17 protein-coding genes are annotated in these 18,456 nt (G+C 65.5%); 13 read left to right on the top strand and 4 right to left on the bottom strand.

The window, feature by feature from the left end:
- Positions 1–74: 74 nt before the first annotated feature.
- Genes FW796_RS26665 through FW796_RS26645 form a run of 5 tightly spaced genes read left to right on the top strand, consistent with a single transcriptional unit; the run spans position 75 to position 6,024 of the window.
- Complete coding sequence (locus tag FW796_RS26665; protein WP_346635404.1) at positions 75–608, top strand: 2,4'-dihydroxyacetophenone dioxygenase family protein; 534 nt, start codon at positions 75–77, stop codon at positions 606–608.
- A 33-nt stretch (positions 609–641) separates the two neighbouring features.
- Positions 642–1,913 carry an MFS transporter gene (locus FW796_RS26660; protein ID WP_404937013.1) on the top strand — a complete coding sequence of 424 codons (1,272 nt, stop codon included), beginning with the start codon at positions 642–644 and terminating at the stop codon, positions 1,911–1,913.
- Positions 1,910–2,974 (top strand): 2,3-butanediol dehydrogenase, encoded by a 1,065-nt coding sequence (locus FW796_RS26655; RefSeq protein WP_446440362.1) that lies wholly within the window; start codon positions 1,910–1,912, stop codon positions 2,972–2,974. The genes FW796_RS26660 and FW796_RS26655 overlap by 4 nt, the downstream gene beginning before the upstream one ends.
- Before the next feature lie 51 nt (positions 2,975–3,025).
- A complete protein-coding gene (locus tag FW796_RS26650; protein WP_404937015.1) occupies positions 3,026–4,327 on the top strand; it encodes a carbohydrate porin in 1,302 nt (433 codons plus the stop codon).
- A gap of 35 nt (positions 4,328–4,362) precedes the next feature.
- A complete protein-coding gene (locus FW796_RS26645) occupies positions 4,363–6,024 on the top strand; it encodes a GMC family oxidoreductase (RefSeq protein ID WP_446440361.1) in 1,662 nt (553 codons plus the stop codon).
- Positions 6,025–6,032: 8 nt separating this feature from the next.
- Here FW796_RS26645 and FW796_RS26640 read toward each other — a convergent pair whose 3' ends face one another.
- The gene (locus FW796_RS26640; RefSeq protein WP_446440360.1) at positions 6,033–7,124 is read right to left on the bottom strand and encodes a DUF1176 domain-containing protein; all 1,092 of its coding nucleotides are present in this window, start codon (positions 7,122–7,124) and stop codon (positions 6,033–6,035) included.
- Between the two features lie 126 nt (positions 7,125–7,250).
- On the bottom strand, positions 7,251–8,180 hold the full coding sequence (hpaA, locus tag FW796_RS26635; RefSeq protein ID WP_446440359.1) for a 4-hydroxyphenylacetate catabolism regulatory protein HpaA: 930 nt from the start codon (positions 8,178–8,180) through the stop codon (positions 7,251–7,253).
- A gap of 206 nt (positions 8,181–8,386) precedes the next feature.
- On the opposite strand from hpaA, the gene FW796_RS26630 reads away from it, so the two are divergent.
- From FW796_RS26630 to hpaI, 8 genes are all read left to right on the top strand, one after another.
- Positions 8,387–9,046 carry a fumarylacetoacetate hydrolase family protein gene (locus FW796_RS26630; RefSeq protein WP_346635411.1) on the top strand — a complete coding sequence of 220 codons (660 nt, stop codon included), beginning with the start codon at positions 8,387–8,389 and terminating at the stop codon, positions 9,044–9,046.
- 9 nt (positions 9,047–9,055) lie between these two features.
- Positions 9,056–9,856 (top strand): fumarylacetoacetate hydrolase family protein, encoded by an 801-nt coding sequence (locus FW796_RS26625; RefSeq protein WP_446440358.1) that lies wholly within the window; start codon positions 9,056–9,058, stop codon positions 9,854–9,856.
- Positions 9,857–11,317 carry a 5-carboxymethyl-2-hydroxymuconate semialdehyde dehydrogenase gene (gene hpaE / locus FW796_RS26620; protein WP_325984799.1) on the top strand — a complete coding sequence of 487 codons (1,461 nt, stop codon included), beginning with the start codon at positions 9,857–9,859 and terminating at the stop codon, positions 11,315–11,317. It begins immediately after the preceding gene.
- Between the two features lie 54 nt (positions 11,318–11,371).
- Positions 11,372–12,229, top strand: a complete 858-nt coding sequence (gene hpaD / locus FW796_RS26615) for a 3,4-dihydroxyphenylacetate 2,3-dioxygenase (protein ID WP_325984801.1) — start codon at positions 11,372–11,374, stop codon at positions 12,227–12,229.
- 135 nt (positions 12,230–12,364) lie between these two features.
- A complete protein-coding gene (locus FW796_RS26610) occupies positions 12,365–12,754 on the top strand; it encodes a 5-carboxymethyl-2-hydroxymuconate isomerase (protein WP_325984803.1) in 390 nt (129 codons plus the stop codon).
- A gap of 161 nt (positions 12,755–12,915) precedes the next feature.
- Entirely contained in the window at positions 12,916–14,223 is a 1,308-nt protein-coding gene (locus FW796_RS26605; RefSeq protein WP_346635414.1) for an MFS transporter, read from the top strand.
- Between the two features lie 2 nt (positions 14,224–14,225).
- Positions 14,226–15,029, top strand: coding sequence for a 2-oxo-hept-4-ene-1,7-dioate hydratase (hpaH, locus tag FW796_RS26600; RefSeq protein WP_015635875.1), 804 nt, complete (start codon positions 14,226–14,228; stop codon positions 15,027–15,029).
- Positions 15,030–15,039: 10 nt separating this feature from the next.
- Positions 15,040–15,840 carry a 4-hydroxy-2-oxoheptanedioate aldolase gene (gene hpaI / locus FW796_RS26595; protein WP_446440357.1) on the top strand — a complete coding sequence of 267 codons (801 nt, stop codon included), beginning with the start codon at positions 15,040–15,042 and terminating at the stop codon, positions 15,838–15,840.
- Between the two features lie 84 nt (positions 15,841–15,924).
- Here hpaI and FW796_RS26590 read toward each other — a convergent pair whose 3' ends face one another.
- Both FW796_RS26590 and FW796_RS26585 read right to left on the bottom strand, forming a co-directional pair.
- Complete coding sequence (locus tag FW796_RS26590; protein WP_346635416.1) at positions 15,925–17,067, bottom strand: glycerate kinase; 1,143 nt, start codon at positions 17,065–17,067, stop codon at positions 15,925–15,927.
- Between the two features lie 207 nt (positions 17,068–17,274).
- On the bottom strand, positions 17,275–18,405 hold the full coding sequence (locus FW796_RS26585; RefSeq protein ID WP_346635417.1) for a sugar diacid recognition domain-containing protein: 1,131 nt from the start codon (positions 18,403–18,405) through the stop codon (positions 17,275–17,277).
- Positions 18,406–18,456: the final 51 nt, after the last annotated feature.

The following is an 18,456-nucleotide window of genomic DNA, read 5'->3' as shown; positions in this document are numbered from 1 at the left end:
GCGCCCAGCCATGGGCCTAAAGTCGCCTCAGTCACCCCCATGACGCCCCCCTATAACAACAATCGAGGTCGACCATGCCTGAAGCCGCCACCCGTGAGTTCTGGAAAGACCTGCAACCCATCGCCAACTGTTTCAAGCCCGATGCCAAACCCGAGGTCTACCTGCCGGATGCCGCCAGTGACGACCTGAGCCTGTACGTGCCCTTCACCGAAACCGTGTCTTCGCGACCGCTGTGGATTTCCCCCAGCGAGAACCGCTGGTGCGACATCCTCATGGCCCGCAGTGCCGGGTTGGTCAACCGCCACTACCACCCCCACGAAGTCTTCGCCTACACCCTGTCCGGCAAGTGGGGCTACCTGGAGCATGAGTGGACCGCCAGCGCCGGCGACTTCGTCTACGAAACCCCGGGCGAAGGCCACACCCTGGTGGCCTACGAGCACGAGCAGCCGATGCGGGTGTTCTTCATCGTCAAGGGCCCGCTGATCTGGCTCGACGAACAGGGCGAGCCCGACGGCTACTTCGACGTGCACTCCTACATCGCCCTGTGCCGCGAACACTACGAAAAGATCGGCCTGGGCGCGGCCCATATCGACACTCTGTTTCGCTGATCGGCGTTTCTCACGCCTCCTCGGAGAACCACCATGGCTTATAAAAACAACAAGGCCGGTTACGAGAACACCTTGCTGGGGGTGCTGTTCCTGACCTTCGGCTTCGTCTTTTTCGATCGTCTTGCGCTGTCATTCCTGTTCCCCTTCATGGCCGACGAACTGCAATTGAGCAACAGCCACCTGGGCATGCTGTCGTCGGTGCTGGCCCTGGCCTGGGCGGTGTCCGGTGCCCTGGTGGGCGCCTGGTCGGACCGCCGAGGCGTGCGCAAGCCGCTGCTGATCGTCGCGGTGATCCTGTTTTCCCTGTGCTCGGCCCTTTCCGGGCTGGTCACCGGCTTCCTCAGCCTGCTGCTGTTTCGCGCCATCATGGGGCTGGCCGAAGGGCCGATCCTGCCCTTGTCGCAATCCTTGATGGTTGAGGCTTCATCGCCCCAACGCCGGGGCCTGAACATGGGCCTGCTGCAAGGCTCGGCGGCCGGGCTGCTGGGGGCCGTGATCGGACCGCCGGTGCTGATCGCCCTGGCCGAAGCCTATGGCTGGCGCCACGCCTTCATCATCTCGCTGGTTCCCGGCCTGCTGATCGCCCTGTTGATCTGGCGCTACGTGCACCCGGACCCGCCACGGGGCGAGCCCCGGACCAACGCCGCACCGAGCAACGGCGGCGGACATCGGCTGGCCCTGTTGAAAAGTCGCAACATCGTGCTCTGCACCCTGATCAGCTGCGTGTTCCTGACCTGGTTCATCATTCTGATTTCCTTCACCCCGACCTTTCTGGTCAAGGTCCGCGACTACAGCCCGGCCAGCATGGGCACGGTGATGAGTTGCCTGGGCGGCGCCTGGGTGCTCTGGGGCTTCGGCGTGCCGGCGATCTCCGATCGCATCGGCCGGCGACCGACCCTGGTGCTGTTCTCGCTGATCGCCGCCTGCTGCCCCATGGCCCTGCTCTACGCGTCTTCGCCCTGGATGCTCGGCGTACTGATGCTGCTGACCTACACCGGCCTGGGCTGTTTCACCCTGTTCATGGCCACCATTCCGGCGGAGACCGTGCCCCGTGAAGTCATGGCCACGGCCCTGGGCATGATCATGGGGATTGGTGAACTGGTGGGCGGCTTCGTCGCCCCGACCATCGCCGGGTTCGCCGCCGACCGCTTCGGCCTGTCCATCGTCATGTGGATGTCATGTGGCGGCGCCTTGCTGGCAGCGGTACTGGCGTTGTTCCTCAAGGAAACCGCCCCGGCGGTGCTGGCCCGTCAACAGCGCCGGCACGCCGACGCCTCCTCTGTCCTGCAAGGAAACCAGCCATGAACGCACTGCGTTGGCACGCCGCCCGGGACCTGCGCCTGAGCCAGGTACAACTGCGCCAGCCCGGCCCCGGGGAAGTCCTGTTGCAGGTGGCCTATTGCGGTATCTGCGGCAGCGACCTGCATGAGTACGCCGATGGGCCGCACTCGATTCCCCAGCACGCGGCCCATCCGCTGTCCGGCTGCCGGGCGCCACTGACGCTGGGCCATGAGTTCTGCGGCCAAGTGGTGGCCCTGGGCCCCGGCGTCGACCCACGTCTGCTGGGGCAGCGGGTGGCGGTGGAGCCGGAGTATCGCTGCGGTGAATGCCAGTACTGCCGCATGGGCCAGTACAACCTCTGTGAATCCATGGGTTTTATCGGCCTGATGGGCGACGGCGGTTTTGCCGAGCAGGCGCTGGTGCCCGCCTACATGCTGCACCTGCTGCCGGAGCGCGTCAGCTTCAAGCAGGCCGCCGTGCTGGAGCCGGCGGCGGTGGCCTACCACGCCCTGAACCAGAGCAGCCTGATGGCCGGCGACAGTTGCGTGGTGTTCGGTCTGGGCCCCATCGGCCTGCTGCTGATCCTGCTGGCACGGCTGCGGGGCGTGGAGCGCATCTACGCCGTGGACCTGGACCCGCAGCGCCGACGCCTGGCCCTGGAACTCGGCGCCTCGGCCGCCCTGGACGGCCGCGATCCGCAACTACAGGAACACCTGCGGCAACTGAGCGATGGCGGCCTCGACACGGCCTTTGAGGCCGCCGGCACCCAGCAGACCCTGAGCCATGCCCTGCACTGCCTACGCAAGGGCGGTGAAGCGGTGCTGGTGGGCTTGATGGGTCAGGTGCAATTCGACGCCTTTCATCTGGTGAACAACGAACTGCGCCTGCTCAGCAGTGTCGGCTACCGCCATGTGTATCCCGAACTGATCGAGCTGCTGGCCAGCGGACGCCTGGACCTGTCCCGAGTGGTGACCCGCTGCCTGGCCCTGGAGCAGGCGGTGGAACAGGGTTTCGAGGTGTTATTGCACGACAAGAGTCAGATCAAGGTGCTGGTCAACCCGACACTGGCCCTGGCCGAGGCCTGACCCATCGGTTTCAACACTCAAGACAAAAACAACAAGAAACGAGTACCCGACATGAATGCTTCCTATGCGCTGTGCCCGCTGCTGGCAGCCCTGCTGCTGCCCCTTGATTGCTTCGCCGATGCCCCAGTTGCGCCTCGTAGCGGGCCGCTGTCCGGTCTGGGCGACTACCTGGCCGACCGGGGCATTACGCCCCACGTGCAGTTTCTCAGCCTGGCCATGAAGAACCTCGACACCGGCCCCCGCCCCCACAGCTTCGGCAACAGCGGCGATCTGTTCGTCGGCGCCGACATCAACCTGGGGACCTTCGCCGGGCTCGACGGCGCAGCGCTGCACTTCGAGCAGACACTGTTCATCCTCGACCACCAGACCGGCGTGCCCACCTCACGCAACTGGCAGGGCGCCGCCGGCAGCTACTTCGGCGGCGCGCCGATCCACAACGACCTCACCAGCAACCAGTTGAGCCTGCTGACCTACCAGCAGACCTGGCTCGACGGCCAGGTCGACCTGAGCCTGGGGCGAACCAACGCGCGGCGCTACTTCTATATCTACAACTGCGAAAGCACCATCACCTGCAACGACCCGATCATCGATTCTTCCACCGGCATCCTGCCGCCGCCCTACGGCAGTTGGGGCGGCTACCTGAAGTACCAGCTGACACCCCAGTGGTACGTGCACGGCGGCGCCTTCGAATCCAACCCGGTGGACTACCTGAAGGAGCGCAAGGGCCTGGATTTCAGTACCGACGACGCCAGCGGCACCAGTCTGTTGCTGGGCATCGGCAGCCAGAACCGCGATGCCTACAGCTCCCACTACGAACTCAACGGCTACTACAACACCTCCAAGCAGGTGGACCCGCTGACCGGGGCCATGGCATTCGGCAGCGGCGGCGCCTTCTTCAAGTTCCAGCAGTCGCTGTGGCGCGCCGACGCCGGCACCGGTACTGCGCCCCAAGCCTTGCTGCTGTTCGGTTCGCTGTCGGCGGCGGCCGACGATAAACAGCCCTTCAGCCAGTTCGCCGAAGCCGGGCTGACCTACCTCGCCCCCTTCGACCGGCCCCAGGACAAGCTCAACCTCAAGGCCAGCTACCTGCGCCTCAACGATCACCAACTGCGCTTCCAGCAGCAGGCACGGACCGCCAACGGCGGCGACCCGCGCCTGGGCGAGCGCAATGTCTATGCCCTGGAAGCCAACGCCCACATCGCCCTGACCCGGCAACTGGCCCTGGAGCCCAGCGTCCAGTACCTGATCAACCCGGACAATTTCTACAACCCCGAAGCCCGCGAGCTGAGCGGCAACGGCTTTGTCGTCGGCCTGCAAGTGACCCTCGACGTCGGCTCGCTGCTGGGGCTGTGAGATGGATTTCTGTGACTGCCCAAGAGGTATCCCCCATGAGTGAACACACCACGCAAACCTTCGACTACATCGTGGTGGGCGCCGGTTCCGCCGGTTGCGTGCTGGCCAACCGTCTGTCCGCCGACCCCAAGCTCAAGGTGTGCCTGATCGAGGCCGGGCCCAGTGACCGCACCGTGCTGCCCGCCGCCTATGTGCGCACCCCGGCGGGGATCATCCGCCTGATCGCCAACCCGCGCTGGAACTGGATGCATCAATTCAGCGCCCAGGCCGCCAGCGGCGACCAGCCCATCCCCTGCCCTCGTGGCCGGGTCTGGGGCGGCTCCAGCGCCATCAACGGCATGATCTACATCCGTGGTCACCGTCAGGACTTCGACCGCTGGGCTGCCGCCGGCAACCAGGGCTGGAGCCATGACGAGCTGCTGCCCTATTTCAAGCGTTCGGAGCATTTCGAACCGGGAGACTCGCCCTGGCATGGCCAGCACGGCGAGCTCAACGTCGCCGAGCAGCGCAGCCCGAGCCCAGTCAATCAGGTGTTCTATGAAGCGGCCACGGAGCTGGGCTGGAGCTACAACCCAGACTTCAACGGCCCGGAACAGGAAGGCTTCGGGCCCTTCCATGTCACCCAGATCAACGGCGAACGCTGCAGCGCGGCACGGGCCTTCCTGCATCCGATCCTGCAGCGGGAAAACCTCACCCTGCTCAGTTCCACCCTGACCCACAGAGTGCTGCTGCAAGGCACTCGCGCCAGCGGCGTGGAGATCAGTCAGAACGGACAGGTCCGTCAGTTGCAGGCGCGCCGGGAAGTGATCCTGTGCGCCGGGGCGATCAACTCGCCGCAGTTGCTGCTGCTCTCCGGTATCGGCCCGGCAGAGGAACTGAAACCCCACGGCATCCTGCCGCGCCACCCGTTGCCGGGGGTCGGCCTGAACCTGCAGGACCACCAGGACATCGTGCTGATGTACCGCAGCGACCCCGAGCTGAGCTACGGCCTTTCGCCCAAGGGACTGTTGCCCCTGGCCCGTTCGCCCTGGCAGTACCTGACCCGGCGCCAGGGCCCGCTGACCTCCAACACCGTCGAGTCCGGGGCCTTTCTGCGCCTTACGCCCGAGGACCCGGTGCCGGAGCTGGGGCTGATCGTCGCCCCGGCCCTGAAGAACCAGCCCCAGCGCCTGATTCCCGTGGGCCATGGCATCAGCCTGCATGTGGCGGTGATGCACCCGCAAAGCCGAGGTCGGGTGCGCCTGAACTCCGCCGATCCCCACGACAAACCGCTGATCGAGGCCAACTTCCTCAGCCACCCCGAGGACTTGCGCAAACTGGTGGCCGGCTTGCGCCTGGTGCGCCAGCTGGCCGCGACCCGGGCCTTCTCCCGGCGGCTCAAGGGCGAACTGGTGCCCGGCCCGCAGGTACAGAGCCAGGAGCAGATCGAGCAATGGATTCGCCAGCACCTGGGCACCGTGTTCCACCCGGTGGGCAGCTGCAAGATGGGCCATGACGAACTGGCGGTGGTGGACGATCAACTGCGGGTCCACGGCCTCCAGGGTTTGCGGGTGGCGGACGCCTCGATCATGCCGAGCCTGATCACCGGCAACACCAACGCGGCGGCGATCATGATCGGGGAAAAGGCCGCCGACCTGCTGCTGGGCACGGCACCGGCGCAACCGCGCAGCATGCCTCAAGGCGAAACATGCACTTGAACCGGGGCTCAGGGGCGCTTCGGCGCCTCGGCACTCCAGAGTACCGGCCAGTTGTCGTAGCCCAGGCCACTGCAATTGGGCATGCGCCGGTAGTCGGTGAGCTGGAAGGCCTGGCCGTCGAAGTGCCAGCTGGCCATTTCACCGCAGTCACCCATCCCGCGGCCCATGAGGAAACTGCTGAGCTCGCCGGTCTCGGGGTAATAGTTGATGCCCCCGGCATGGTCGACGCTACCGTTCGGCAATGCCTGCATCTGCAGGGGTTGCAGCGCATAGGGCGCGGTGCGCGAGCGGCTGCTGATATCGAACAGGCAGATGTAGGCGCCGCAGTCGGAGAACTCGAACACCAGCGCCTGCTGCGCGGTCAGGGGATAAAGCTCGATCCTCGGCGGCATGACGTAGTCGTCGTCCTCTTCAGACTTGGGCGGCGGCAAGGTTTTCTGCACCGCTGCCCGCAGCCCGCTGCGTTCCCGGGCACTCAGGGGCGTCACCCCGGGATAGGCGCCCAGGGCCTTGGCCGCCTGGACCCTGGGCACCGCACTGACCGGTTGCGCGCCGGGAGCCGCCAGAGCGCTGACCGTACCCAGGCGTTCCTGTACCTGATCCACCCGTTGCAGCAGATCCGGCAACCCCTTGAGCTGCACCTGGGCCGGCTCCTCTCCCGGCAGTTCCAGCACCTGCCCGGTGCGCAGCCGCGCCAGCCATTGCCGGGCCAGGGCCTGATCGTCAACCCGGTAGTACTGTTGTTGACGGGTGCTGTCGGAGGCCTCCACTTCTTGCACCAGGGCTGCCAGCAAGCCGGGTTCCAGCGGCTGGCCATCCAGGCGCAGCGCGGCCGGATCGAAGGGCGCGCCCTGGTGTTCCAGTTGCAGCTGCACCTGGCCCTCGGGACCGGCCTGGCTGCGGATCAACAGGGTCAGGTGGTTGACCTGCTCGGCAAAGGCGATGTTCGGCGCGTAGAGCAGTTGACAGTCGCGGCGGTTGTCGCACGCGCTGATCCAGCCTTCTTGCTGCAGCCACAGCGGCGTCAGTTCCGGCAGCTCTCGAGCCAGGCACGGCGTGGCGCCAAGCGCCAGCAGGGACAACACAACGGCACGCAGCATGACGACGCTCCTTGTCGGGCAAAGGCGCGGATTCTGCCATGGTCGAAAGGCTTCGAATACAGCCATTGGCGACGGTCTGTGCAACGCCACGCGGCCCCCGCGGTCAACCTTGCCCTTCCCGCGGTCTCAGGGGCCGGGCGCCTCGGCCACTGGCGGGTTCGTCAGCCCCTGGCGCGCCCGGTATTCCCCCGGTGCGGTCTTGGCGTAGCGCTGGAAAAACCGACTGAAATAGGCCGGATCCTTGAAGCCCAGCTGGTAGCAGATTTCATTCACCGAGCTGGCGGTGAACAGCAGCAAGCGCTTGGACTCTTGCATCAGGCGCTCGTACACCAGGCGTTTGGATGGCAGATCGGCGATGCGACGGCAGACGTCGTTGAGGCGCGCTTCGGTGACCCCCAGCGTGCTGGCGTAGCGCGCCAGGGGCCAGTGCTCCAGGTAGCGGGCCTCGATCAGTTCGTTGAAGCGATGGAAGATCTGCAAGTCTTCATGCCGGGCCGGGCGGGCCTTGAGGGAATTGGCCGAAAGCCTGAGCAGGCTGATCATCAGCAGCCGGGTCAGGGCTTCCAGGGCCGGCTCGCGCCCAGCCCCCTGCCCGCCGATTTCCTGCTGCAACTCCTGGAACAGAGACTCCAGGCGCCGCACCTCACCGGCAAACTCCGGCCCCAGGCGCGTCAGCGCCACACACACCGGCGGCACCTGGGGCGCGGGGGCCAGCGTCGGATCGGCACCGATCAATTCCCACACCAGCTGTTGGCGCACGGTGAGTACGTGGCCTTCGCTGTCGGCCTCGGTGACGAAGGCATGGGGAATGGTCGGTGGCGTGAGAAAGAACATCGGTCCCGACTCCAGGTATTGCTGGTCGTCCAGATAGACCCGCACCGCGCCGCTTTGCACGTAATGCACCTGGAAGAAGCGGTCGTGGCGATGCACGGGCATGTTGCGCCCGAAGAAGCCGGCGAGATTGCTCAGCTTGTCGTAATGCACCTGGGCATCGGCGTAGCGCTGATCGTAGACCTGGCCGATGTTGATATTGGGAATGGGTTGGCGTGGGTTCATGGCACCCTTCTGTTTTTATTTTTCAGCACGCAGAGCGTTGGCATCCTGCGGGATTCACGGCTTGCCCGCCAGTGCACGAAGCAATCGATCAGGCTGTCGCTTGACGATCGTTAACATATTAAATATAACGTTAATACATTAACGAATTCACCCCGCGAGCGGCAAGCGCATTGCGGGCCCCGACACCAGGAACCAGGAGACGCTCGATGAGCCGTGCACTGAACGATCACGCCGGCGGCACCCTGTTCGGCGTTGCGCTGAACTACCAAGGGTTGCTGCAGAGCCATCTGCAAAGCTTCACCCAGCCGCCCTACCAGAAGCCTCCGGTGAAACCGGTGCTGTTCATCAAGACCCCCAACACCCGCAATACCCATGAGGCGCCGGTGGTGTTCCCCAAGGACGTCGAACGCCTGCAACCGGGCCCGGCCCTGGGGGTGGTGATCGGCAAGCGTGCCAGTCGCGTGCGCCTGGAGGACGCCCTGGAGCATGTGGCCGGCTACACCATCGTCAACGAGTTCAGCCTGCCGGAAGACAGCTACTACCGCCCCGCGGTGAAGGCCAAGTGCCGGGACGGCTTCTGCGCCATCGGCCCGCAACTGGTGCCGGCCGCCCAGATCAGCGACCCCCACGACCTGAGCCTGGAGCTGTTCGTCAACGGCGAGCGGGTGCAGCACAACAGCACCGCCAATCTGGTGCGCAGCATCCCTCAGCTGATTGCCGAGATCAGCGAATTCATGACCCTGCATGCCGGAGACGTGCTGATCACCGGCACCCCCGAGGGCCGGGTCGATGTGCGGCCCGGCGACCGGGTCGAAGTACAGATCAGCGGCCTGGGCCGCCTGGCCAACAGCATCGTTGCCGAATGAGGAACTGACATGAAACACGCGCGCATCCGTTATCAGGGCCAGGTCCACCAAGCTCGGGTCACCGGCCCCAATACCCTGGAGCTCGAAGACGGCCGGACCCTGGCCGAGGATCAGGTGCAGTGGCTGCCACCGGCCACCGGCACCATGTTCGCCCTGGGCCTGAACTACGCCGACCACGCCGCCGAACTGGCCTTCAAGCCGCCCACCGAGCCCCTGGTGTTCATCAAGTCTCCGGGCACCTACACCGGCCACCAGCAGGTGACCTGGCGCCCGGACAACGTCGCCTACATGCACTACGAGTGCGAGCTGGTGGCAGTGATCGGCAAGACCGCACGCAACGTCAAGCGCGAGGACGCCCTGGACTACCTGGCCGGCTACACCCTGTGCAACGACTACGCGATCCGCGATTACCTGGAGAACTACTACCGGCCCAACCTGCGGGTGAAGAATCGCGACGCCACCACGCCAGTCGGCCCGTGGATCATCGATGCCGCCGAAGTACCGGAGCCCAACAAGCTGACCCTGCGCACCTGGGTCAATGGCGAACTGCGTCAGCAAGGCAGCACCGCCGACATGATCTTCGACATCCCTTACCTGATTGAATACCTGTCCGGCTTCATGACCCTGCAACCGGGTGACATGATCGCCACCGGCACCCCCGAAGGCCTGTCCGACGTGGTGCCCGGCGATGAGGTGGTGGTGGAAATCGAAGGTGTCGGCCGGCTGGTCAACCGCATTGTCAGCGAGAGCGATTTTTTCGCCCATCACGCCCAACCAGAGCCCACTGCCGTGGCCAAGGAGCACGCATAAATGATCAAACACTGGATCAACGGCCGCGAAGTCGAAAGCCGTGAAGTGTTCACCAACTACAACCCCGCCACCGGTGAAGCCATCGGCGAGGTGGCCAGCGGTGGCGCCGAGGAAATCGCCCAGGCGGTGGCCGCGGCCAAGGACGCCTTTCCGAAATGGGCCAATACCCCGGCCAAGGAGCGCGCCCGGCTGATGCGCCGCCTGGGCGCGCTGATCGAGGAGAACGTGCCGCATCTGGCGGAGCTGGAAACCCTGGACACCGGCCTGCCGATCCACCAGACCCGCAACGTGCTGATTCCCCGGGCCTCGCACAACTTCGACTTCTTCGCCGAGGTCTGCACCCGCATGGATGGCCACAGCTATCCGGTGGACGACCAGATGCTCAACTACACCCTGTACCAGCCGGTGGGCGTCTGCGCCCTGGTGTCGCCGTGGAACGTGCCGTTCATGACCGCCACCTGGAAGACCGCACCCTGCCTGGCCCTGGGCAACACCGCGGTGCTGAAGATGAGCGAACTGTCGCCACTGACCGCCAATGAGCTGGGCAGGCTGGCGGTGGAAGCCGGGATTCCCGCCGGGGTGCTGAACATCGTCCAGGGCTACGGCGCCACTGCCGGCGATGCCCTAGTGCGCCACCCGGACGTGCGGGCCATCTCCTTCACCGGCGGCACCGCCACCGGCAAGAAGATCATGCAGACCGCCGGCTTGAAGAAGTACTCCATGGAACTGGGGGGCAAGTCGCCGGTGCTGATCTTCGAGGACGCCGACCTGGAACGGGCCCTGGACGCCGCACTGTTCACCATCTTTTCCCTGAACGGCGAGCGCTGCACCGCCGGCAGTCGGATCTTCATCCAGGAAAGCGTCTACCCGCAGTTCGTCAAGGAATTCGCCGCCCGGGCCAAGCGCCTGATTGTCGGCGACCCGCAAGACCCCAAGACCCAGGTCGGCTCGATGATCACCCAGGCCCACTACGACAAGGTCACCGGCTACATCCGCATCGGTCTGGAAGAAGGCGCAACGCTGCTGGCCGGCGGTCTGGAACGCCCGGTCAACCTGCCGGCGCACCTGGCCCGCGGGCAGTTCATCCAGCCCACGGTGTTCGCTGACGTGGACAACCGGATGCGCATCGCCCAGGAAGAAATCTTCGGCCCGGTGGTGTGCCTGATCCCGTTCAAGGACGAGGCCCAAGCCCTGCAACTGGCCAACGACACCGAATACGGCCTGGCCTCCTACATCTGGACCCAGGACATCGGCAAGGCCCATCGCCTGGCCCGGGGCATCGAGGCCGGGATGGTGTTCATCAACAGCCAGAACGTCCGCGACCTGCGCCAGCCCTTCGGCGGCATCAAGGGCTCGGGCACCGGCCGCGAAGGCGGCGAGTACAGCTTTGAAGTGTTTGCCGAGATCAAGAACGTCTGCCTCTCCATGGGCAGCCACCACATCCCGCGCTGGGGCGTGTAAGGTTCAGAACCGTCCCGGATCACGCCAACAATAAGATGTTTCAGGAGAAGCACCATGGGCGAAGTCGTCATGGCCGCCAAGGTCTGCCACGTACCATCGATGTACCTGTCCGAACTGCCGGGCAAGCACCACGGCTGCCGTGAGGCGGCCATTGCCGGGCACAAGGAAATTGCTCGCCGCGCCCGGGAGCTGGGGGCCGACACCGCGGTGGTGTTCGATGTGCACTGGCTGGTCAACAGCGGGTACCACATCAACTGCGGTGAAGCCTTCAACGGCACCTACACCAGCAACGAGTTGCCGCACTTCATCAAGAACATGACCTACGACTACCAGGGCTGCCCGGAGCTGGGTCAACTGATTGCCGCCGAGGCCAACGCCGCCGACGTGCGCACCCTGGCCCACAACATCCCCAGCCTGGAGCTGGAGTACGGCACCCTGGTGCCCATGCGCTACATGCACATGGACGTGCCCGCCGCCGAGCACTTCAAGGTGGTGTCCATCGCCGCCTGGTGCGCCTGGCACCGGCTTGAGGACAGCTTCACCTTCGGCGCCGCGGTGCGCCGCGCCATCGAGAAGAGCGACCGCAAGGTCCTGGTGCTGGCGTCCGGTTCGCTGTCCCACCGTTTCTCCAACGACCGCGAGGCCGAGGCCAACATCCACAACTGGACCCGGGAATTCGACAAACAGGTGGACCAGCGGGTGGTGGAACTCTGGCAGCAGGGACGTTTCCGCGAGTTCTGCGCCATGCTCCCGGACTACGCCGCCAGCTGCCATGGCGAGGGCGGCATGCATGACACGGCGATGCTCCTGGGGCTCTTGGGCGGCGCTGAATACAACCGCCCGGCCGAGATCATCACCCCGCTCTTCGGCAGCTCCGGCACCGGTCAGATCAACGCCATTTTTGAAATTTAGAAGCAGCTGCAAGCTCCGAGCTACCCGCTGCAAGACGACATCGACAGCAGCGACAAACCACAAGCGCCAAGTCACAGGAGTCCCCTCTTGCGGCTTGTAGCTTGCCGCTTGCCGCTGCCTGCGAAGGAGGCCCTCATGCCCCATTTCATCGCTGAATACACCGACAACATCGAACAGGCGGCCGATCTGCCAGGGCTGTTCTCCAAGGTTCATGACTACCTGGGCGCCACTGGCGTGTTTCCCCTTGGGGGCATTCGCAGCCGCGGCGTGCGCCTGGACACCTGGCGCATGGCCGACGGCAAGCACGACTACGCCTTTGTCCATATGCGCCTGCAGGTGGGTGCCGGTCGTGACCTGGCCACCCGGCGACAAGTAGCCGAGGGGCTGTTCGAAATCATCAAGGCGCACTTCGCCGAGCTGCAGGCGCAGCGCTTGCTGGCCCTGTCGTTCGAGATGAGCGAGCTGGATGCCGAACTGAACTTCAAGCACAACAACGTGCATGAGTTTCTGCGCGGACAGGCCTGAGCATTGTGCCGGTGCTTTCGCCGGCAAGCCGGCTTCTACCAACGCCCATGTGCCCCGTAGGAGCTGGCTTGCCAGCGAACAGGCCCGCAAGCCTTGCGCCAACCCAGAGTGCGCTTTCGCCGGCAAGCCGGCCCACACAAGAACAATAACGAGATCGCCCCATGTCCCATCCCGCAATCGCCGAGGCTCCTGTGGCCGAGGTCAACGACTGTTATCGCAAGATCACCTGGCGCCTGATGCCGTTGTTGTTCGTCTGCTACATCTTCGCCCACCTGGATCGGATCAATATCGGCTTCGCCAAGTTGCAGATGACCCAGGATCTGGGCTTCAGCGACAGCGTCTACGGCCTCGGCGCCGGGCTGTTCTTCGTGGCTTACGCGCTGTTCGGGGTGCCCAGCAATCTGGCCCTGGACCGGGTCGGGCCACGGCGCTGGATCGCTTTCCTGATGCTGGTCTGGGGCTTGCTGTCCAGTGCCCTGATGCTGGTGGACAGTGCCTGGGGCTTCTATGCCCTGCGCTTTCTGCTGGGGGTCGCCGAGGCGGGTTTCTTCCCCGGCATCCTGGTGCTGCTCAACCGCTGGTACCCCGCCAGTCGCCGCGGTCAGGTCACCGCGCTGTTCGCCATCGCCGTGCCCATGGCCGGAGTGATTGGCGGGCCCTTGTCGGGGTGGATTCTGGAAAGTTTCCACGACTTCGGCGGCCTGCGCGGCTGGCAATGGATGTTCCTGATCGAAGGCTTGCCCGTGGTGTTGCTCGGGCTGGTGGTGCTCAAGGCCCTGCCGGAAAGCATCGAGCAGGTGAACTGGCTGACCCCGGCGCAGAAAACCCAGCTGTTGCAGGCGCTGCAACAGGAAGAACAGCGCAAGTCCATCAACCGCTTCAGCGACATCCTCACCGACCGCCATGTCTGGCTGCTGGTGTGCATCTACTTCGCGGTGATGCTGGCGGTGAACACCATCGCCTTCTGGATGCCGACCCTGATCCACCACGCCGGCATCGCCCGGGACAGCAACGTCGGCATGCTCAGTGCCCTGCCCTATCTGGCCGGCTGCCTGTTCATGCTCGGCGTTGGCCGCTCCTCGGACCGCCTGCGCGAACGCCGCTGGCACCTGGGGGTACCACTGCTGATGTCCAGCCTTGGCCTGATCCTCACCGGGCTGGCCCCGGAAAACCCCTGGCTGGTGATGTTCGGCCTGCTGGTGGCGGGCATGGGCGCCAGCGCCGCGCTACCGATGTTCTGGCAGTTGCCGCCGGCCTTTCTCGCCAGCAGCACCCAGGCGGCGGGCATTGCCCTGATCAGTTCCTTCGGCAGTGTTGCCGCTTTCCTCGCGCCCTACCTGATTGGTGTGGTGCGTGACGCCACCCAAAGCGCCAGCCTCGCCCTCTATGCCCTGGCCCTGCTGATCGCCCTGGGCGCCTGGCTGGTGCTGCGGGTGCCTGCCCATATCGTCAACCCTCGGGAGAAATAAACATGCTCAGCCCCTCGGATATCCAAGAGGCCGCCGCACGCCTCAACGCCGCCGAACGCAGCCGCGAACAGATCGGCCAGTTGTCCCTGCAATACCCGGCCATCAGCATCGAAGACGCCTACGCCATCCAGCGCAGTTGGGTGGAGCAGAAGATCCGCGACGGCCGCAAGCTGGTGGGCCACAAGATCGGCCTGACGTCCCGGGCGATGCAAGTGTCGTCCAACATCACCGAGCCGGATTTCGGCGCCCTGCTGGACGACATGCTGTTCGATGAAGGCAGCGACATTCCGTTCCAGCGCTTCATCGTGCCCCGGGTCGAAGTGGAGCTGGCGTTCATCCTCGGCAAACCCTTGAAAGGCCCCCACTGCACCCTGTTCGATGTGCTGGACGCCACCGACTGGGTGATTCCGGCCCTGGAGATCATCGACGCCCGCATCCAGCAGGTGGACCCGCAGACCCAGGCCACCCGCAAGGTCTTCGATACCATCTCCGACAACGCCGCCAACGCCGGGGTGGTGATGGGCGGCCGCGCCGTGCGTCCAGGGGATGTGGATTTGCGCAAGGTGCCGGCGGTGCTCTACCGCAATGGCGTGATCGAGGAGTCCGGGGTATCCGCCGCGGTACTCAACCACCCGGCCAAGGGCGTGGCCTGGCTGGCCAACAAGCTCGCGGCCTATGACGTCGGCCTGGAAGCCGGGCAGATCATTCTCGGCGGCTCCTTCACTCGCCCGGTGGCCGCCCGTCCCGGAGATGTATTCCATGTGGACTACGACCAGTTGGGCAGCATTGCCTGCCGTTTTGTCTGAGGAGACTGCCATGGACATGCCGCTGAACCTGTTCAAGCAACGCCTGCAACAGCGCGAGCCGCAGATTGGCCTGTGGCTCGGCCTGGCGGACGGCTACTGCGCCGAGCTGGCGGCTAACGCCGGTTTCGACTGGCTGCTGCTGGACGGCGAACACGCGCCCAACGATCTGCGCAGCCTGCTGGCGCAGTTGCAGGCCATCGCCCCCTACGCAGCCCAGGGCATTATCCGCCCGCCCATTGGCGATACAGCGCTGATCAAGCAATTGCTGGATATCGGCGCCCAGACCCTGCTGATCCCCATGGTGGAAAGCGCTGACCAGGCCCGTCAGCTGGTTCGAGCCATGCGTTACCCACCCCAGGGCATTCGCGGGGTTGGCAGCGCCCTGGCCCGGGCGTCGCGCTGGAACAGCATCGCCGGCTACCTGGACCAGGCGGACGAGCAGATGTGCCTGCTGGCGCAGATCGAGAACCTCGAAGGCCTGCGCAACCTGGATGAGATGCTTGCGGTGGACGGGGTCGACGGCGTGTTTATCGGCCCGGCGGATCTGTCGGCGGCCATGGGCCAGCGGGGCAACCCCGGGCACCCTGATGTGGTGGCCGCGATTGAAGACGCCATCGTGCGGATTCGTCGAGCGGGCAAGGCCGCGGGAATTCTCAGTGCCGATCAGCGACTGGCGCGGCGTTGCATCGAACTGGGGGCGAATTTTGTCGCGGTGGGCGTGGATACCACCGTGCTGATGAAGGGCCTGCAGAGTCTGGCCGGCCAGTACAAGACCCTGGACACCCCCACCAGCGAGGGCGGGGTCTATTGAGCGGCGATTGCCGACGAAGGCAATCTGACGGGTGCGGCAAGGCTTGAGGGCCTCTTCGCTGGCAAGCCAGCTCCTGCAGGGCGCTTATGCGGGGGTGCTGGCCAGGCGCCAGAGCCGGGCGATGTCGGCGGCGCGTTCGCGCAGCAGGCGCGGGGCTTCGCGGCAGGCCTGTTGCAGGCTCATGGGGCCTGAGGTCAGGGCGAAGGCTGCATCCACGCCGTGGGCATACATCTGCTGGTAACCCTCGCCCAGGGTGCCGGCAATGACGATCACCGGAACGCCCTGCTCCCGGGCAATGCGTGCTACGCCAAAGGGGGTCTTGCCGCGCAGGGTCTGGGCGTCGAAGCGGCCCTCGCCGGTAATCACCAGATCGGCACCGCACACGGCCTGCTCCAGGCCCACCAGCTCCGCCACCACTTCCACGCCGGGGCGAAATTGCGCGCCGAGGAACGCCTTGGCGGCAAACCCCAGGCCGCCAGCGGCGCCGCTGCCGGGCTCATCACGGACATCCCGGGTCAAGACGCCGGCACACAGGTCGGCGAAGTGCCCCAGAGCCCGGTCCAGCGCTTGCACTTGTTGCGGCGTGGCACCTTTCTGCGGACCGAAGATCGCCGAGGCACCGTGATCGCCACAAAGCGGGTTGTTGACGTCGGCGGCGATTTCAAAACGCACCTGGGCCAGACGCGGGTCCATGCCATCGGGCTCAATGCCGGCCAGATCAGCCAGGGCCAGACCACCACGGGGCAATACCTGACCCTGGCGATCCAGCAATTTGAGACCCAGCGCTTGCAGGGCGCCGGCGCCGCCATCGTTGGTGGCGCTGCCGCCGATGGCCAGGATGATGCGTTGGGCACCGGCCTCCAGCGCGGCCAGGATCAACTCCCCCGTACCGAAGGTGCTGCTGTTGCAGGCATCGCGCTGGTCCAGCGCCAGCAATTGCAGGCCGCTGGCCTCGGCCATTTCGATGATTGCCGTGTGGCTCTGGGGCAGCCAGCCCCAGCGGGCTTCGACCGTCGCTCCCAGCGGCCCCTGGACCCGATGGCTGCGCAGTTGCCCGTCACAAGCGGCAAGAATCGACTCCACCGTGCCCTCGCCACCGTCAGCCATCGGGCATTGACGTAGCTCGGCGTCGGGCCAGACTTCGGCCAGCCCCAGGGCAATGGCCTGGGCCACGCCTTCGGCACTCAGGCTGTCCTTGAACGAGTCGGGGGCGATGATGATCTTCATGGGCTATCTCCGGTTCTTGTGCTGCCATGCTGCCATCTGGCGCAGGCGCTGACCCCGGTCCGCTGCACAAGTCCGAGGGCGCTTTATTGTTCATTGCTACAACGGCGCAGGAGACGCCGCGATCTCAAGGCCGTCAGCACCTCGACGACGAGTCGCCAGGCAGGGTCCCGGGGACCTTTGCGCCGCCTCGCTGACGCTCGGCAGCGGCTACAGGGAATGCTGTTGATCGGTGCTGTGAGGCAGCAATTGCACCCCCAGGTACAGGGCCAGCATGCCATCCAGACGCAAGGGGTCGACGCCGCTGAGTTCGGCAATCCGCTCCATGCGATAGCGCAGGCTGTTGCGGTGGATGCCCAGGGCATCGGCGCAGGCCTGGCTCTGGCCATCGTGGTCGCACCAACTGCGCAGGGTCGCCAGCAACTGGCCGTTGCTGTCCTTGGCCAGGACCTTGCGCAACGGTGTCAGCAGTTCGTCCAGGGCGTCGTCGTTGCGGTGGCGCCAGAGCATCACCGGCAAGCGGTAGCGGTTGAGGGTTAGCAGGCGCGAGTCCGGCAGGATATCGCGGCCGTAGGCCAGCAGGTCGCCGACCCGACGATAGCAGCGGCGCAATCCGGCCAGGCCATCGGCCTGCCCACCCACGGCGACCCGCAGGATGTTCCAGCCCTGGCCGTCGAGTTTTTCCAGCAGCCGCGGGTTGTCCAGGCTGAGGTTCGCCGGGCGGCACCAGAGCAGGGATGTCTTTGACGAACTGACGCACCAGCTGTCCGGGTAACGGCTCATCAGCCAGCTGCTGAGGGTCTCGACGCCCTGCCCTGCGGCCTGCTCCGGCGCCAGTTCGAACAGATAGGGGGTTCGCGCCAACTGCGGTTTGAGTCCCATCTGCTGGGCTTCGTCCACCAGGCGCGGGGAGTCGCCGCTGTCGCTCAATAGCAGGGCCAGCAAATCGTCGCAGCGCTGGCGCCGCCATTGCTGCTCAGCCTGCTGGTGGCGCTGGCTCACCAGCATCTCGGCGGTCATGCGCACCAGTTCGGCGTAGGTGCGCAGCAGCGCCGGATCACCGGTGATGCCCAGCACGCCAATCAGCCGCTGGTCGTGCAGCAACGGTAGGTTGATCCCCGGCTGCACTCCCTTGAGCTGGCGCGCGGTGGGCTCGTCAATCTCCACCACGCGGCCGTTGGCCAGCACCAGTTGCGCGCCTTCGTGGCGGGTGTTGATCCGCTCCGGCTCGCCGCTGCCAAGGATCAGGCCCTGGCTGTCCATGACATTGACGTTGTAGGGCAGGATGGCCATCGTGCGGTCGACGATGTCCTGCGCCAGGTCATGATCGAGTTCGAACATAGAGGGAAGATCCTTGGACGTTGTTCAGAGGCACAGGGTCGGCAGCCAATC

The organism is Pseudomonas sp. 910_21 (genome assembly GCF_052850735.1).
Note: the sequence above shows the minus strand (reverse complement) of the source record. Positions and strands in the feature narration are given on the sequence as shown.

Coding starts and splice junctions, on each gene's coding strand:
- FW796_RS26665 (WP_346635404.1), top strand. CDS start 75: ATGCCTGAAGCCGCCACCCGTGAGTTCTGGAAAGACCTGCAACCCATC.
- FW796_RS26660 (WP_404937013.1), top strand. CDS start 642: ATGGCTTATAAAAACAACAAGGCCGGTTACGAGAACACCTTGCTGGGG.
- FW796_RS26655 (WP_446440362.1), top strand. CDS start 1,910: ATGAACGCACTGCGTTGGCACGCCGCCCGGGACCTGCGCCTGAGCCAG.
- FW796_RS26650 (WP_404937015.1), top strand. CDS start 3,026: ATGAATGCTTCCTATGCGCTGTGCCCGCTGCTGGCAGCCCTGCTGCTG.
- FW796_RS26645 (WP_446440361.1), top strand. CDS start 4,363: ATGAGTGAACACACCACGCAAACCTTCGACTACATCGTGGTGGGCGCC.
- FW796_RS26640 (WP_446440360.1), bottom strand. CDS start 7,124: ATGCTGCGTGCCGTTGTGTTGTCCCTGCTGGCGCTTGGCGCCACGCCG.
- hpaA (WP_446440359.1), bottom strand. CDS start 8,180: ATGAACCCACGCCAACCCATTCCCAATATCAACATCGGCCAGGTCTAC.
- FW796_RS26630 (WP_346635411.1), top strand. CDS start 8,387: ATGAGCCGTGCACTGAACGATCACGCCGGCGGCACCCTGTTCGGCGTT.
- FW796_RS26625 (WP_446440358.1), top strand. CDS start 9,056: ATGAAACACGCGCGCATCCGTTATCAGGGCCAGGTCCACCAAGCTCGG.
- hpaE (WP_325984799.1), top strand. CDS start 9,857: ATGATCAAACACTGGATCAACGGCCGCGAAGTCGAAAGCCGTGAAGTG.
- hpaD (WP_325984801.1), top strand. CDS start 11,372: ATGGGCGAAGTCGTCATGGCCGCCAAGGTCTGCCACGTACCATCGATG.
- FW796_RS26610 (WP_325984803.1), top strand. CDS start 12,365: ATGCCCCATTTCATCGCTGAATACACCGACAACATCGAACAGGCGGCC.
- FW796_RS26605 (WP_346635414.1), top strand. CDS start 12,916: ATGTCCCATCCCGCAATCGCCGAGGCTCCTGTGGCCGAGGTCAACGAC.
- hpaH (WP_015635875.1), top strand. CDS start 14,226: ATGCTCAGCCCCTCGGATATCCAAGAGGCCGCCGCACGCCTCAACGCC.
- hpaI (WP_446440357.1), top strand. CDS start 15,040: ATGGACATGCCGCTGAACCTGTTCAAGCAACGCCTGCAACAGCGCGAG.
- FW796_RS26590 (WP_346635416.1), bottom strand. CDS start 17,067: ATGAAGATCATCATCGCCCCCGACTCGTTCAAGGACAGCCTGAGTGCC.
- FW796_RS26585 (WP_346635417.1), bottom strand. CDS start 18,405: ATGTTCGAACTCGATCATGACCTGGCGCAGGACATCGTCGACCGCACG.